Consider the following 13,795-nt stretch of genomic DNA (forward strand, 5'->3'; position numbering starts at 1 on the left):
GCTGGCTAGCATCGGGCTTTGTCTTCAGGCGTGCATCACTCGATAATGTCCTTCCCCCCAGCTTTACCAAGGAGTGCTGCGCCGCACATACCATTGGATACTCGCGCCCGTATCGAAACCCCGGAAGGCATCGATCTGATCCTGCGCCCGGCAGGCCTGGTGCCGCGCACGCTGGCGTTTACTCTCGACCTGTTGGTTCGTGCACTGGTCATGGGCGGGCTATTCATCTTCCTCAGCCTGTTCGATAAGTTCGGCATGGGCCTGAGCGCGCTTGTGCTGTTTCTGGGGACGTGGGGGTACATGGTCCTGTTCGAGGTGCTGAATCAAGGGCGCACTGTCGGCAAGCAGATCATGGGCCTTCGCGTGGTTCACGACGACGGCACGCCGATTGGCTGGCCAGCGTCATTGACCCGCAACCTGCTGCGTTTCGTCGACATGCTGCCCTTCGGTTACTTTCTGGGTGCCGTGAGCTGCTTGCAGCACCCCACTTTCAAACGTCTGGGCGATCTGGCCGCAGGCACATTGGTAGTCTATTGCGACCCGCCCGGCGTGCGCCCGACGCTGCCCCATGCGCTGCCGCTGATTGCCCCATTCGCCCTGACCCTGGACGAGCAGCGCGCGCTGTTGGGCTTCGCTGAGCGGCAGGCCAGCCTGTCCGCCGAGCGCACGCAGGAGTTGGCCGCGATTCTTGCGCAGCCCTTGCAAGTCCCCGCAGATCAAGCCGTCGCGCACCTCAATGGGATCGCTCGCGGCCTGCTGGGGCCGACATGAAGCAATCCCTGTTCGAAAGTCGCCATCAACCTGACTGGCAGCGCTTCGCCGAACTGCTGGACGCGCTCGAGCACGGCAAAGCCGAGAGCAAGGCCTGCGAGGCCTTCGCCAGCGACTACCGCCGAATCTGCCAGCAATTAGCCTTGGCGCAAGAGCGCGGCTACAGCAGTCATCTGGTCGACCCGCTGCAACACTTGGCGATGCGCGGCCATCAACAACTGTACCGGCACCGCAGCCAACTGGGTGCGCATCTGTTGAGTTTCGTCCTCGCCGACTTTCCGAGACTGGTCAGGACGCAATGGCGTTTCGTGCTGGTCGCCAGCCTGCTGTTTTTCGGCAGCCTGATCGGCATCGGCCTGTTGGTGTATGTCTTTCCGGACCTGGTCTACAGCGTCGTCAGCCCCGCGCAGGTGACCGAGATGGAAAGCATGTACGACCCGGCGGCGCGGCGCATCGGTGAGGCGGCGACGCGAGGCTCCAGCGAAGACTGGATGATGTTCGGTTATTACATCATGCATAACATCGGGATCGCTTTTCAGACCTTCGCCACCGGACTGCTGTTCGGCTTGGGCAGTCTGTTTTTTCTGTTTTTCAATGGTCTGATGATCGGCGCGGTGGCCGGCCATCTCAGCGGAGTCGGCTACGGGCAGACCTTCTGGTCATTCGTCATCGGCCATGGTGCTTTTGAGCTCAGCGCCATTGCCCTCGCCGGCGCCGCAGGCCTCAAGCTGGGCTGGGCTTTGCTCGCGCCCGGGCCTCTACCGCGCAGTGAGGCGCTGCGGCTGGCGGCAAAAGTGAGCGTGCAGTTGATGTGTGGGGTCATGCTGTTTCTGCTGATCGCGGCCTTTATCGAAGCCTACTGGTCATCAATGACAACTTTTCAACCGCTGACCAAATACCTGGTCGGTGCCTGCCTGTGGGGGCTCGTCGGGGCGTACCTGATCTTCGCTGGACGGAGTGGCCATGCGCCTGACTGACGCCAGTGTCGTGATTCGCCCGCGCAATCCATGGGAAGCCATCGATCTTGGCGTGCTGCTGGCTCGCGAGCATCGCGGCTTACTCATGGCCAGTTGGGCCGTCGTTACGCTGCCGATCTTCGCCGTGCTCAGCGTGGTGTTCTGGAACGCGCCAACGATTGCGATCCTGGTGTTCTGGTGGCTCAAACCAGCCTTTGAGCGCCTGCCGCTGCTGATTCTTTCGCAAGCGATTTTTGGCTCGACGCCCAGCCTCAAGCAAGCCCTGAAAGCCTGGCCAAAAGCACTCAAGCCGCAGTTGCTGGCCAGCCTGACCTGGCGCCGATTGAGCCTCAGCCGCAGCTTCAAACTGCCGGTGCAACAACTTGAACACTTATCCGGCCCGGCACGCCAGCAGCGCATCGGCATTCTCAGCCAACACAACCTGCGCGCCGCACGCTGGCTGACATCGGTCGGCAGCGCACTGGAAATGACCTTATGGCTCGGGTTGATGAGCGTCTTCTATTTGTTGATCCCACAACAGGTCGAACTGAACTGGAGCTGGAACAGCCTGCTCGACATCGAAGGCAACTGGCACTGGCTCGAACACCTGAGCAATGCTTTTTATGCTTTGATCCTGATTTTCTGGGAACCGATTTATGTGGCCAGCGGCTTCACTTTGTACCTGAACAGGCGCACCGCGCTGGAAGCCTGGGATATCGAACTGGTGTTGCGCCGTTTGCGCCAACGCCTGATCGGCAGCGCCTATGTCATGTTGATCGGCCTGGGCCTGGTTTTTTCAACACCCACCCCGTCCGCCTGGGCTACGGAGCAAAGCTATAGCTGCCCATTGCCACCGCTTGATCCTGCATCACCCGAACACGCCCCCACCGGGCCGGACAGCCCACGCCTGACTCATCAGGCACTGACCAGCAACGCCGCACGCGAGAGCATCAACGCGCAACTGGCACAACCGCCGTTCAAGAACCCCAAGACCGTGACCGGTTGGCGCTTGATCGAAGACAAAGCGGCTAGCAAAGCGGAAAAACCTGCGGAATCAGCCCAGTGGCTACTGCGCTTGATCAACTGGCTGGCGCGTATCGCCAGCGTACTTGCCCATGTGTTTGAAGTGCTGCTGTGGGCAGGGGCGATCATCCTGGTCAGCGTATTGATCTGGCGATACCGGGCCTGGATCAGCACCTTCGTCAGCCGTCGCCAAGGCCCGGAAAAGACTCAACGCAACGTCCCCCGGCAATTATTCGGTTTGCAGGTCAACGCCCAAAGCCTGCCCGATGACGTGGCTGGCACCGCCGAACGCCTGTGGGCCACTCAACCCCGCAAGGCCCTGGGCCTGTTGTATCGAGCGCTGCTCAGCCGCCTGTTGACCGACTACCAGCTGCCGCTGAAGAATGCCGACACCGAGGGCGAGGTCTTGCAGCAGGTTGCGCAGCTCAAACAGCAGGCATTGCACGAGTACAGCCAACACTTGACTGAACACTGGCAGAACCTCGCCTATGGCCATCACCTGCCCCCAGCGCATCTGCAGCAGGAACTGTGTGACGGCTGGCGGCAACTGTTCGGTTCGGGGCTCCCCCGATGACCAGACGCAACACACTGCTGATTGGCCTGCTATTAATCGTCGCGCTCGGGCTGGCCGGCCGTTATCTGTACACGCACCTAGAGCGTTACACCGAGGTCATCGACCAAGGTCCGTCGCCCGACGTACGCGGCAATCCCTACCTGGCCGCCGAAAATTTCCTGCGCCAACGCTCGGTGCCGGTCCAGGTCACCGATGCACTCCAGAACTTGCCCGACGCGCGTCAGGAGCCGCAGACCCTGATGCTCCTCGCCAGCCGCGAGAACATGACGCCCCGGCAAGTCGAGCGACTGCTGGACTGGGCCAAATCCGGCGGTCATCTGCTGTTCGTCGCCGAGCAACTCTGGGATGAACAGAAAGGCCGCAGCGGCGACCTGCTGCTGGACCGGGTGCAGATTCACCAATTCCTCAGCGCGGACCTGCAAACACAGGACCGGGCAAAAGCCATCGTGCCCAGGCAGCCTGCCCCCCTGGCGCCGACGGACTACCCAAGCCTGACCAAGCTGTACCTGGAAAACGAAGACGACCCGGCCTATTTCAGTTTCGATACTGACTTTCACCTGGACGACCCCAAGGACCGTGCTCAGTCCTGGGCCAACAGCGGCTCGGCCACGCACATGATGCAACTGGCCTACGGCGACGGTTTGATCACCGTCCTGAGCGACAGCGACCTGTGGAAAAACAAGACCATCGCCCGCTACGACAATGCCTGGCTGCTGTGGTATCTGACGCAGGACAGCTCGGTGACGATGTTGCTGCAATCCGGGCACGCTGATTTGTTCAGCCTGTTGCTGCGGTATTTTCCGGAGGCGTTGACCGCGCTGATGTTGCTGATCACCTTGCTGCTGTGGCATGCAGGCCAGCGTCACGGCCCGCTGCAGGCCCCGGCCTCCCGTGCGCGTCGGCAATTGACCGAACACCTGCGCGCCAGTGCCGATTTCCTGCTCAGACGCAGCGGTCAACAGGTCCTATTGCGTGGATTGCAGCAAGACATCTTGCGTCGCGCCCGACAGCGTCATCCCGGTTTCGAACACCTCGGCATCGCCGACCAATGGCAGGTGCTTGGGCGCCTGACGCGCCAACCCACCAGTGCTGTCAGTCAGGCCCTGCGCCCACGGCCCGCTCAGCGACTGTCCAGCGCAGAATTCACCCGTCAGGTTGCCCACCTGCAAACTCTCAGGAATGCCCTATGAGCGACTACCCGATGGACCCGCAAAGCAGCGCCGAGACCACGACAGCGCCCAGCAATCAGGCCCAGCAACGCCAACGTGCCAGCCATTTGGCTCAGACCCTGCGCCAGGAGCTGCAAAAAGTCCTGATCGGCCAGAACACAGTGATTGACGATGTGTTGACTGCGCTGATCGCTGGCGGCCATGTGCTGATCGAGGGTGTTCCGGGGCTGGGCAAAACGTTACTGGTCCGCGCCCTCGCCCGCTGCTTCGGCGGGGATTTCGCCCGGATTCAGTTCACTCCCGATCTCATGCCCAGTGATGTCACTGGCCACGCGGTGTACGACCTCCAGACCGAACAGTTCAAACTGCGCAAAGGTCCGCTGTTCACCAACCTGCTGCTGGCCGATGAAATCAACCGTGCTCCGGCGAAGACCCAGGCCGCGCTGCTCGAAGCCATGCAGGAACGACAGGTCACCCTGGAGGGACGCGCCCTGCCGATCGCACAGCCGTTCATGGTGCTGGCCACGCAAAACCCTATCGAGCAGGAAGGCACCTATCCTCTGCCCGAAGCTGAACTCGACCGCTTCATGCTCAAGTTGCGCATGGACTATCCAGACTCCGCCGAAGAACTGAGCATGGTTCGTCAGGTCACACGCTCGACCAAGGCCGATATGCTCGATGTACAGCCGCTGCGCACCGTCCTGCAAGCCAAGGACGTGCTGGCCCTGCAACGCATTGCCAGTGAATTACCGCTGGACGAACAGGTACTCGATTACGCCGTGCGCCTGGCGCGCGCAACCCGTAGCTGGCCAGGCCTGACCTTGGGTGCCGGGCCACGTGCGTCGATAGCACTGGTTCGCGGGGCGCGGGCGCGAGCCCTGTTGCGCGGTGGCGAATTCGTGATCCCGGATGACATCAAAGGCTGCGCGCTTGCGGTGTTGCGCCATCGGGTCAGGCTCTCGCCCGAGCTGGACATCGAAGGGCTGTCGGTGGATCAAGTGCTCAAACAACTGCTCGATCAGGTTCCGGCGCCACGTCTATGAAGCAGGCGCTCAAGCCCTCTCGCTTATTGCTCGGCTGGCTTGGCGCATTGATGTGCCTGGCTGTTGTCCTTGGCACTTTGGACGCGTTGGGCATCGATCTTCCGGCGAAACTTTCGGCGGTAGGTTGGGGGCTGTTGATGGCGCTGATACTGCTCAGCCTGCTTGATGCCTGGCGGCTCACTCGCCAGCCCTCGCCGCGCCTGCAACGTCAACTGCCGGGCAGTCTGGCGCTGGGACGCTGGAGCGAAGTACGCATCACGGTCGAGCATGATTTCAGCCAGCAGCTGACACTGAGCGTGTTCGATCACGTGCCTGAGGGCCTGACCGTTGAAAACCTGCCACAAAACATCACGTTGCTCCCCGGCGAACACGCCCAGCTTGGCTACCGTCTGCGCCCGCTGAGTCGCGGCCATTTCGGCTTCGAACGGTGCGAAATCAACCTGCCCAGCACCTTGCGTTTATGGACCACGCGCCGCTATCTGCCGCTGGTCGATGCCACCCGCGTTTACCCCGACTTTGCACGTGTATATGGCGGCCAGCTGCTCGCGGTGGATAACTGGATCAGCCAACTGGGCGTGCGCCAGCGTCAGCGTCGTGGCCTGGGACTGGAGTTTCATCAGCTGCGCGAATTTCGCGAAGGCGACAGCCTGCGCCAGATCGATTGGAAAGCTACAGCACGCCAACGCACACCCATCGCCCGCGAATATCAGGATGAACGTGATCAGCAGATCGTATTCATGCTCGATTGCGGCCGACGCATGCGCAGTCAGGATGGAGACCTGGCGCACTTCGACCATGCGCTCAATGCCTGCCTCCTGCTCAGTTACGTCGCGCTGCGCCAGGGCGATGCGGTGGGGATTACCACCTTTGCTGGCGAGAAGGACCACTACCTGGCACCGGTCAAAGGCTCGGGACAGTTGAATGTGCTGCTCAATAGTGTCTATGACTTGAAGAGCACACAACGTCCCGCCGACTACAGCGTCGCCGTGCGCCAATTGCTCGCCCGGCAGAAACGCCGCGCACTGGTGGTGCTGGTCACCAACCTGCGTGATGAAGACGATGAGCAATTGCTCGGCGCGGTCAAACAGCTGAGCCGTCAGCATCGGGTATTGGTCGCCAGTTTACGAGAGGAAGTGCTGGACAGCCTGCGTCAGACCCCCGTGCAAACCTGGCAAGACGCCCTGGCCTACTGCGGCACCATTGATTTCCTCAACGCACGCGCAGGTCTGCACGAACGTTTGATCGCCCACGGTGTGCCGGTACTGGATGCGCGCCCCGGAGAACTCGGGGCGCAATTGGTCAGCTGTTATCTGAGCTGGAAAAAGGCCGGTACGCTTTGAATCAAAGCAGGTGAATGCAGTGCCCGCGTCAAACAGACCCTGTGCTCAGACCGGGGCTTCCAGAGAGTGGAAGCTGAAGTAACGCTGCAACGCACGGATCAACTGTGCGTACTCGATGGGTGAAGCCTGCAACAGGAACCCTGAATCGTAGTTCCTTGGCGTTTCGTCTTCGTGACACCAGAGGCAACGACCATCGATATCGATGGTTCTCTCTTCACCATTGTTATCCGGTATCTTCAAACGCAGCTCGAAATCCGCGCCTACCAGAATCGGCAGCTCGCTGATCAACATCAAACCGTCTTGTGACACATTGCCGAGACATCCTATCGGTTTATCGGTATATCGATTAAAAACCTGCAAAAAATAAGGCAGTTGATGACGTTCGATTCGTCGTTCGATAAGCATGTTTGACGGTCGCTATGAATGAACCATTAAGCATGGTTGCGCTAGTGCTTTTCGAGTTCGCGGGGGCGTGGCGATAATCGCTGCCGAGGCAAATTCTCCCTTGATACCTGCACGCCATCAAACACATCCATAACCTGAACCCTTTAAAAACAGAGTCTCGGAACAGAGCATTTTTTTGCGTGATGTATGCCGGTCCATGGCCACGTGTGCGACTATTTTTACGTATTTTTACTCCCTGCGCCCAGAGACTAGCTCAACACAGCCGTATGAGCACTCCCAAACATGACCGCCCATCCAATCGGGTGTAATTAAAGTGAGGCTGGGCTCGGCTGTGCCGGTTCACCGCGGCGGTAGTGGCCGAGTTGCTGCAGGGTATCAAGACGTGCGTGCGCTCGAAACGCATACTCGCTGGAGGGGTACTGGGTAATGATGAACTGGTAGGTCTGAGCCGCATCGACGAACAAGCTTTGACGCTCCAGGCATTGCCCTCGTAGCATCGACACCTCTGGTTGGATGTATCGACGCGAACGGCTTTCACGCTCGACCTGGGACAATTCGAGCATCACGCTGTCGCAATTACCCTCGGCATACGAGCGGTAAGCGCTGTTCAGATGCTGGTCCATCGACCAACGCGTGCAGCCGCCGACACTGGCCATCACGGCTAAAACGATCAAAATTCGCATGGGGCTCTCCTGTGCTCTGCAATGTATCGACCCGACCAAGGATTTCTTCAAGGTGTTTTTTGCCCAGAAAAGACGGGCCAAGGTAGTGCAAAGGAACAATGACTACAGGACTGGACAGTAGTAGCCTCTCGCAGCGCCTCAGCAAAGGAGTCTGTAAATGACCGTTCGTCGTACCAAAATCGTCGCTACCCTTGGCCCTGCCAGTAACTCGCCGGAAGTTCTCGAACAACTGATCCTGGCAGGTATGGACGTCGCTCGTCTGAACTTCTCCCATGGCACGCCGGACGAGCACAAAGCTCGCGCCCGCCTGGTCCGCGAGATTGCCGCCAAGCACGGGCGCTTCGTCGCACTGCTCGGCGACCTGCAAGGCCCGAAAATTCGTATCGCCAAATTCGCCAACAAGCGGATCGACCTCAAGATTGGTGATCACTTCACCTTCTCTACCGTTCATCCACTAACTGAAGGCACCCAGGACATCGTCGGCATCGACTACCCGGATCTGGTCAAAGACTGCGGCGTAGGCGACGAACTGCTGCTCGACGACGGACGTGTCGTCATGCGCGTTGATACCGCCACCGCCGATGCCTTGCATTGCACGGTGTTGATCGGTGGTCCGCTGTCCGACCACAAAGGCATCAATCGTCGCGGCGGTGGCCTGACAGCACCAGCCCTGACTGAGAAAGACAAGGTCGACATCAAGCTGGCAGCAGAAATGGAGCTGGATTATCTGGCCGTTTCGTTCCCACGCGATGCCGCCGACATGGAATACGCTCGCAAACTGCGCGACGAAGCCGGCGGTACTGCCTGGCTGGTGGCGAAGATCGAACGCGCAGAAGCGGTCGCAGACGATGAAACCCTCGATGCGCTGATTCGCGCCAGTGACGCCGTCATGGTTGCCCGTGGTGACCTGGGTGTGGAAATCGGTGACGCGGAACTGGTCGGTATCCAGAAAAAAATCATCCTGCACGCACGCCGCCACAACAAGGCAGTCATCGTGGCGACGCAGATGATGGAGTCGATGATCCAGAACCCGATGCCGACTCGGGCTGAAGTGTCGGACATCGCCAACGCAGTGCTCGACTACACCGACGCAGTGATGCTATCGGCAGAAAGTGCTGCGGGCGCGTACCCGATCGAAGCAGTCCAGGCCATGGCACGGATTTGCGTCGGCGCTGAAAAGCACCCGACCAGCAAAACCTCCAGCCACCGCATCGGCAAGAAATTCGAGCGTTGCGACGAAAGCATTGCGCTGGCGGCCATGTACACCGCCAACCACTTCCCCGGTGTGAAGGCGATCATCGCCTTGACCGAAAGTGGCTACACGCCGTTGATCATGTCGCGGATTCGTTCTTCCGTGCCGATCTACGCGTTTTCCCCACACCGCGAAACCCAGGCACGCGCCGCGATGTTCCGTGGCGTCTATACCGTACCGTTCGACCCTGCGGCCCTGCCACCGGGCCAGGTCAGCCAGGCGGCGGTGGACGAGCTGGTCAAACGTGGTCTCGTCAAGCAAGGCGATTGGGTGATCCTGACCAAAGGTGATAGCTATCACACCATTGGCGGCACCAACGGCATGAAGATCCTGCACGTCGGCGATCCAATGGTCTAAGGCTGCCACGGCAGTATCAAAAGGCCCCGCAGTTCATTTTTGAACTGCGGGGCCTTTTTTACGCCTGAATATCCCGTCCCTGAATGGGCATCTTCGCCTTGTTTCGGGAGATCAGCGCTCAACTGCGACTGAGAAACACATCGGCCAACAGCTGACTGCGCGGCAAGCCCGCAAGATAAAGGCGCTTGGCGAAAATCTCGACGCTGGCAGGGTGCCCGCAAAGCAAGGCGATGGTTTGTCGTGAAGCAAGTCGCAGTTCCGCCAACGCGGCTGGGAGTTCGGCGGTGGTGAGTAATTGGATCTGCAGTTGTGGATAAGCCACCGCCCGTTCAGCCAGTGCTGTGGATAAGTAATGCTCGCTGGAGTCGTGGGCCACATGGATCACGCGAATGGTCGCCTGATGTTCCTGACGCAGCGCCTCGCGCAACACGCCCCACAGCGGACCAAGCCCAGTGCCTGCCGCCAGGAGCAATAACGGACGGTTGTGCCAGTCCGGATCATAGTGCAAAGCACCACCGCGCAGCTCACCCAGCCGCATCGGGTCACCCGCTTTCAACTGCCGCGCGGCATCGCTGAAAGCGCCAGGGTGACGGCAATCAAGATGAAACTCGAGGAAGCGATCCTCTTCCGGCAAGCTCGCCAGCGAGTAGGGACGAGCGATGCCATTGGCGGTCCATAACACCAGATGCTGCCCGGCGCGATAGCGAAGTGGCCGCTCGGGTGTCAGGCGCAAGCGCAATACCGTCGGGCTTAGCCAGTCGCAACTGGCAACCTTGGCCGGCAGGCCATCGCGGCCGGGGTCGAAAATTTCCACGGTCAGGTCTTCGACGACCCGACACTGACAGGCCAGTCGCCAACCCTGCTGACGTTTGTCGGCGTCCAGCGCTTCTGGCTGAGCATCCGCAGGTTCGCCTTGCAGGCAGCGAACCAGACAGGCATGGCAACTGCCCGCCCGACAGCTGTAGGGCACGGCGATCCCGGCGTTATTCAGGGCATCGAGCAGATTGCTCGCCGCAGCGACCGGCCATTGCCGGTCACCGACACGGATGTCAGGCATCGGCGTTTTCCCACGCTGCGGCACAACAATTTCGCCCGCCGCGCTTGGCGCGGTAAAGCGCCTGATCCGCACGCTGCAAAGCTTCGTCAAGATCGTCGCCCACTTCCAGCAAGGTCATCCCCACTGACAGGCTCAATTCAGTCACTTCCAGACCAACCAGTTCGACATGAGTAAATGCCTCGCGCAGCCGCTCGCAACAACCGGTCAGGTGTGCAGCAGTGCAATGCGGTATCAACAGCACGAATTCCTCCCCGCCATAGCGAGCCAATACGTCGCCCCCGCGCAGACAGGCAGTGGCAACAGCGGCGAAAGCCTGCAACACCTGATCACCGGCAGCATGGCCGTGGGCATCGTTGATGCGTTTGAAGTGATCCAGGTCGATCAGCGCCAAACCGTGAGAATAACTGTTGTCCATGGTTTCCAGTTCGCGGGAAGCCATGCGCAGAAAGTGTCGACGATTATATAAGCCGGTCAGTTCGTCAGTCGCCACCAGATCTTCAAGCTGACGCATCATCCCGCGCAAGGTCTCCTGATGCGCCTGGAGCGCAAAGCGGCGCTGACGCATGCGCTGCCGCGAGGCCTGGACATAGCGGGCGTACAGACATAGCCAAAGCAATACGATAAACAGCGCGAAGACTTGTAACGCGGCCAAGCCTGGATCCGCCAGTGTCCGCTGGAAGGCTTCCCATAGATTCAATCCGGAGAAGCTCAAGAACACAAACGCCACGCAGCGCACAAATACCTTGGGCGTCAGATGGAACAGGCCAAACAGCATGATCAGCACATACATGACCAGGAATGTGCCCCGGGCGCTATCGAGATTGGCCAGCAGGTATGTTTGCCACCCCAGCGCCAACAGCACCTGAAGCTCGGTCAGACTCGGGTCTTTGAAACGCAGGTTGAAGCCGCCAAGAAACACCCCCAACAGCAGCAACTGGCAGAGCACCACCAGACAGCTGCCAATGACAGCCGTGCGCAGGGGAGCCTGGTAATAGTCGGTAAAAATTGCCACCCAGACCAGTGCTAGCACCAACACATACGTGCTGGCAGCCAAAGCAAATCGTTTCAGCAACAAACTCTGTATGGCTTTAGGGGTCACTCGTTGACTCACCGTGCTCAAAGGGACTCCTTCCCGTGCTGGCACAAACGGCCTCTGTGGCTAATTCCATTAGTCAGCGTTCTGCCTGGACACCCGGTGTTCGCTGCCGCGTCCCCTGCCGGCCTGCGACGCCTTGCAGCGCATGAATCAAGAATCCGTACGATTAAAACCGTCGAGCTAACAAGGTCCACCATAGAGGCCAATTGCTACTTTAGTGCGACTATTCAAAAATAACTATTCAATTCTCGCCCCCCATTACGGCAACGCTTCTTCTAGCCACGCAAAAACAGTGCCCACCCTTTGCCCGACCTTCGTTTGCACGCAAGCGGATGTGTCCAGGCCAACCCCACGCTATACTGCGGCGCCTTTTTTGCGTCGGCGTTGTGAGTCGGCGCGCTTACTTAAAGATGTTTTTCAGCAGAGCACGGCGGTACTGTTGGAAACAGCTAATCGAATGTTCCCGTCCTAGCAGAGGAGCGTGCCACATGACCGTGATCAAGCAAGACGACCTGATACAGAGCGTCGCCGACGCCTTACAGTTCATTTCTTACTACCACCCCGTAGACTTTATTCAGGCCATGCATGAGGCCTATCTTCGCGAAGAGTCGCCTGCGGCCCGCGACGCCATCGCCCAGATCCTGATCAACTCGCGCATGTGCGCGACCGGCCATCGGCCGATCTGCCAGGACACCGGCATCGTGACCGTGTTCGTTCGTGTGGGCATGGATGTGCGCTGGGATGGTGCCACCATGAGCCTGGACGACATGATCAACGAAGGCGTGCGTCGCGCTTACAACCTGCCGGAAAACGTCCTGCGGGCTTCGATCCTGGCTGACCCGGCTGGCGCTCGTAAAAACACCAAGGACAACACCCCGGCAGTTATCCACTACTCCATCGTCCCGGGTAACACCGTGGAAGTGGACGTGGCGGCCAAAGGCGGCGGCTCGGAAAACAAGTCGAAGATGGCGATGCTCAACCCGTCCGATTCGATCGTCGACTGGGTGCTGAAAACCGTACCGACCATGGGCGCTGGCTGGTGCCCACCCGGCATGCTCGGCATTGGTATCGGCGGCACCGCCGAGAAAGCTGCGGTGATGGCCAAGCAAGTACTGATGGACTCCATCGACATTCACGAGCTGAAACTGCGTGGCCCGTCCAACCGTATCGAAGAGATCCGTCTGGAGCTGTTCGAGAAGGTCAACCAACTGGGCATCGGCGCTCAGGGCCTTGGCGGTCTGACCACCGTGCTCGACGTGAAAATCATGGACTACCCGACCCACGCGGCTTCGTTGCCGGTGTGCATGATTCCTAACTGTGCGGCGACCCGTCACGCGCACTTCGTGCTCGATGGCAGTGGCCCGGCTTCGCTGGAAGCGCCACCGCTGGATGCCTACCCGGAAATCGTCTGGGAAGCCGGTCCATCCGCGCGCCGCGTCAACCTCGACACCCTGAAACCGGAAGACGTGCTGAGCTGGAAAACCGGCGAAACCATCCTGCTCAGCGGCAAGATGCTCACCGGTCGCGACGCCGCGCACAAACGCATGGTCGAGATGCTGGACAAGGGGGAAACACTGCCTTTCGACCTCAAGGGTCGCTTCATCTACTACGTTGGCCCAGTCGACCCGGTGCGCGACGAAGTGGTTGGCCCTGCTGGCCCGACGACCGCAACGCGGATGGATAAATTCACCCGCCAAATCCTCGACCAGACAGGCCTGCTGGGCATGATCGGTAAATCCGAACGCGGCCCGACTGCCATCGAAGCGATCAAGGACTACAAAGCCGTGTATTTGATGGCTGTCGGCGGCGCGGCTTACCTGGTTGCTCAGGCGATCAAGAAATCCCGTGTGGTGGCCTTCCCCGAAATGGGCATGGAAGCGATCTACGAGTTCGACGTCAAAGACATGCCGGTCACCGTTGCAGTCGATAGCAAAGGCGAATCGGTACACATCACTGGGCCAGCTATCTGGCAGAAGAAAATCAGTGAAAGTCTGGCGGTAGAAGTTCAGTAAAAGCGACGTATCAGATACGCCCCTCGCATAAAAAACCCGATCACTTGATCGGGTTTT

Annotated in this window: 12 protein-coding genes; 8 read left to right on the plus strand and 4 right to left on the minus strand. The window is 59.7% G+C overall.

Annotation, left to right across the window (positions count from 1 at the left end):
- Positions 1-45 precede the first annotated feature (45 nt).
- Genes RGU44_RS14985 through RGU44_RS15010 form a run of 6 tightly spaced genes read left to right on the plus strand, consistent with a single transcriptional unit; the run spans position 46 to position 6,876 of the window.
- Positions 46-771, plus strand: coding sequence for an RDD family protein (locus RGU44_RS14985; RefSeq protein ID WP_322181689.1), 726 nt, complete (start codon positions 46-48; stop codon positions 769-771).
- Positions 768-1,748: a stage II sporulation protein M gene (locus RGU44_RS14990; protein WP_322217887.1), complete on the plus strand. Its 981-nt coding sequence runs from the start codon at positions 768-770 to the stop codon at positions 1,746-1,748. Before RGU44_RS14985 ends, RGU44_RS14990 begins: the two co-directional genes overlap by 4 nt.
- Complete coding sequence (locus RGU44_RS14995) at positions 1,735-3,324, plus strand: DUF4129 domain-containing protein (protein ID WP_322217889.1); 1,590 nt, start codon at positions 1,735-1,737, stop codon at positions 3,322-3,324. Before RGU44_RS14990 ends, RGU44_RS14995 begins: the two co-directional genes overlap by 14 nt.
- A complete protein-coding gene (locus RGU44_RS15000; protein WP_322181696.1) occupies positions 3,321-4,514 on the plus strand; it encodes a DUF4350 domain-containing protein in 1,194 nt (397 codons plus the stop codon). The genes RGU44_RS14995 and RGU44_RS15000 overlap by 4 nt, the downstream gene beginning before the upstream one ends.
- A gap of 11 nt (positions 4,515-4,525) precedes the next feature.
- Positions 4,526-5,536, plus strand: a complete 1,011-nt coding sequence (locus RGU44_RS15005; RefSeq protein WP_322278445.1) for a MoxR family ATPase — start codon at positions 4,526-4,528, stop codon at positions 5,534-5,536.
- Complete coding sequence (locus RGU44_RS15010; RefSeq protein ID WP_322181698.1) at positions 5,533-6,876, plus strand: DUF58 domain-containing protein; 1,344 nt, start codon at positions 5,533-5,535, stop codon at positions 6,874-6,876. Before RGU44_RS15005 ends, RGU44_RS15010 begins: the two co-directional genes overlap by 4 nt.
- A 45-nt stretch (positions 6,877-6,921) precedes the next feature.
- Here RGU44_RS15010 and RGU44_RS15015 read toward each other — a convergent pair whose 3' ends face one another.
- Positions 6,922-7,281 carry a PilZ domain-containing protein gene (locus RGU44_RS15015; protein WP_322181700.1) on the minus strand — a complete coding sequence of 120 codons (360 nt, stop codon included), beginning with the start codon at positions 7,279-7,281 and terminating at the stop codon, positions 6,922-6,924.
- Positions 7,282-7,589: 308 nt separating this feature from the next.
- On the minus strand, positions 7,590-7,964 hold the full coding sequence (locus RGU44_RS15020; protein ID WP_322181702.1) for a tetratricopeptide repeat protein: 375 nt from the start codon (positions 7,962-7,964) through the stop codon (positions 7,590-7,592).
- A gap of 157 nt (positions 7,965-8,121) precedes the next feature.
- Between RGU44_RS15020 and pyk the strand changes: the two genes are divergently transcribed.
- Positions 8,122-9,573 (plus strand): pyruvate kinase, encoded by a 1,452-nt coding sequence (gene pyk / locus RGU44_RS15025; RefSeq protein WP_322181704.1) that lies wholly within the window; start codon positions 8,122-8,124, stop codon positions 9,571-9,573.
- Between the two features lie 118 nt (positions 9,574-9,691).
- Here pyk and RGU44_RS15030 read toward each other — a convergent pair whose 3' ends face one another.
- Positions 9,692-10,630 (minus strand): iron-sulfur-binding ferredoxin reductase, encoded by a 939-nt coding sequence (locus tag RGU44_RS15030; protein ID WP_322217891.1) that lies wholly within the window; start codon positions 10,628-10,630, stop codon positions 9,692-9,694.
- Positions 10,623-11,729 carry a GGDEF domain-containing protein gene (locus RGU44_RS15035; protein ID WP_322278449.1) on the minus strand — a complete coding sequence of 369 codons (1,107 nt, stop codon included), beginning with the start codon at positions 11,727-11,729 and terminating at the stop codon, positions 10,623-10,625. Before RGU44_RS15035 ends, RGU44_RS15030 begins: the two co-directional genes overlap by 8 nt.
- Positions 11,730-12,214: 485 nt before the next feature.
- On the opposite strand from RGU44_RS15035, the gene RGU44_RS15040 reads away from it, so the two are divergent.
- Positions 12,215-13,738, plus strand: coding sequence for a fumarate hydratase (locus RGU44_RS15040; protein WP_322181708.1), 1,524 nt, complete (start codon positions 12,215-12,217; stop codon positions 13,736-13,738).
- Positions 13,739-13,795 lie beyond the last annotated feature (57 nt).

It is taken from the genome of Pseudomonas sp. 5C2 (assembly GCF_034314155.1).
Classification (GTDB): domain Bacteria; phylum Pseudomonadota; class Gammaproteobacteria; order Pseudomonadales; family Pseudomonadaceae; genus Aquipseudomonas.

Coding starts and splice junctions, on each gene's coding strand:
- RGU44_RS14995 (WP_322217889.1), top strand. CDS start 1,735: ATGCGCCTGACTGACGCCAGTGTCGTGATTCGCCCGCGCAATCCATGG.
- RGU44_RS15005 (WP_322278445.1), top strand. CDS start 4,526: ATGGACCCGCAAAGCAGCGCCGAGACCACGACAGCGCCCAGCAATCAG.
- RGU44_RS15010 (WP_322181698.1), top strand. CDS start 5,533: ATGAAGCAGGCGCTCAAGCCCTCTCGCTTATTGCTCGGCTGGCTTGGC.
- RGU44_RS15020 (WP_322181702.1), bottom strand. CDS start 7,964: ATGCGAATTTTGATCGTTTTAGCCGTGATGGCCAGTGTCGGCGGCTGC.
- RGU44_RS15000 (WP_322181696.1), top strand. CDS start 3,321: ATGACCAGACGCAACACACTGCTGATTGGCCTGCTATTAATCGTCGCG.
- RGU44_RS14990 (WP_322217887.1), top strand. CDS start 768: ATGAAGCAATCCCTGTTCGAAAGTCGCCATCAACCTGACTGGCAGCGC.
- RGU44_RS15040 (WP_322181708.1), top strand. CDS start 12,215: ATGACCGTGATCAAGCAAGACGACCTGATACAGAGCGTCGCCGACGCC.
- RGU44_RS15030 (WP_322217891.1), bottom strand. CDS start 10,630: ATGCCTGACATCCGTGTCGGTGACCGGCAATGGCCGGTCGCTGCGGCG.
- pyk (WP_322181704.1), top strand. CDS start 8,122: ATGACCGTTCGTCGTACCAAAATCGTCGCTACCCTTGGCCCTGCCAGT.
- RGU44_RS14985 (WP_322181689.1), top strand. CDS start 46: ATGTCCTTCCCCCCAGCTTTACCAAGGAGTGCTGCGCCGCACATACCA.
- RGU44_RS15015 (WP_322181700.1), bottom strand. CDS start 7,281: ATGCTTATCGAACGACGAATCGAACGTCATCAACTGCCTTATTTTTTG.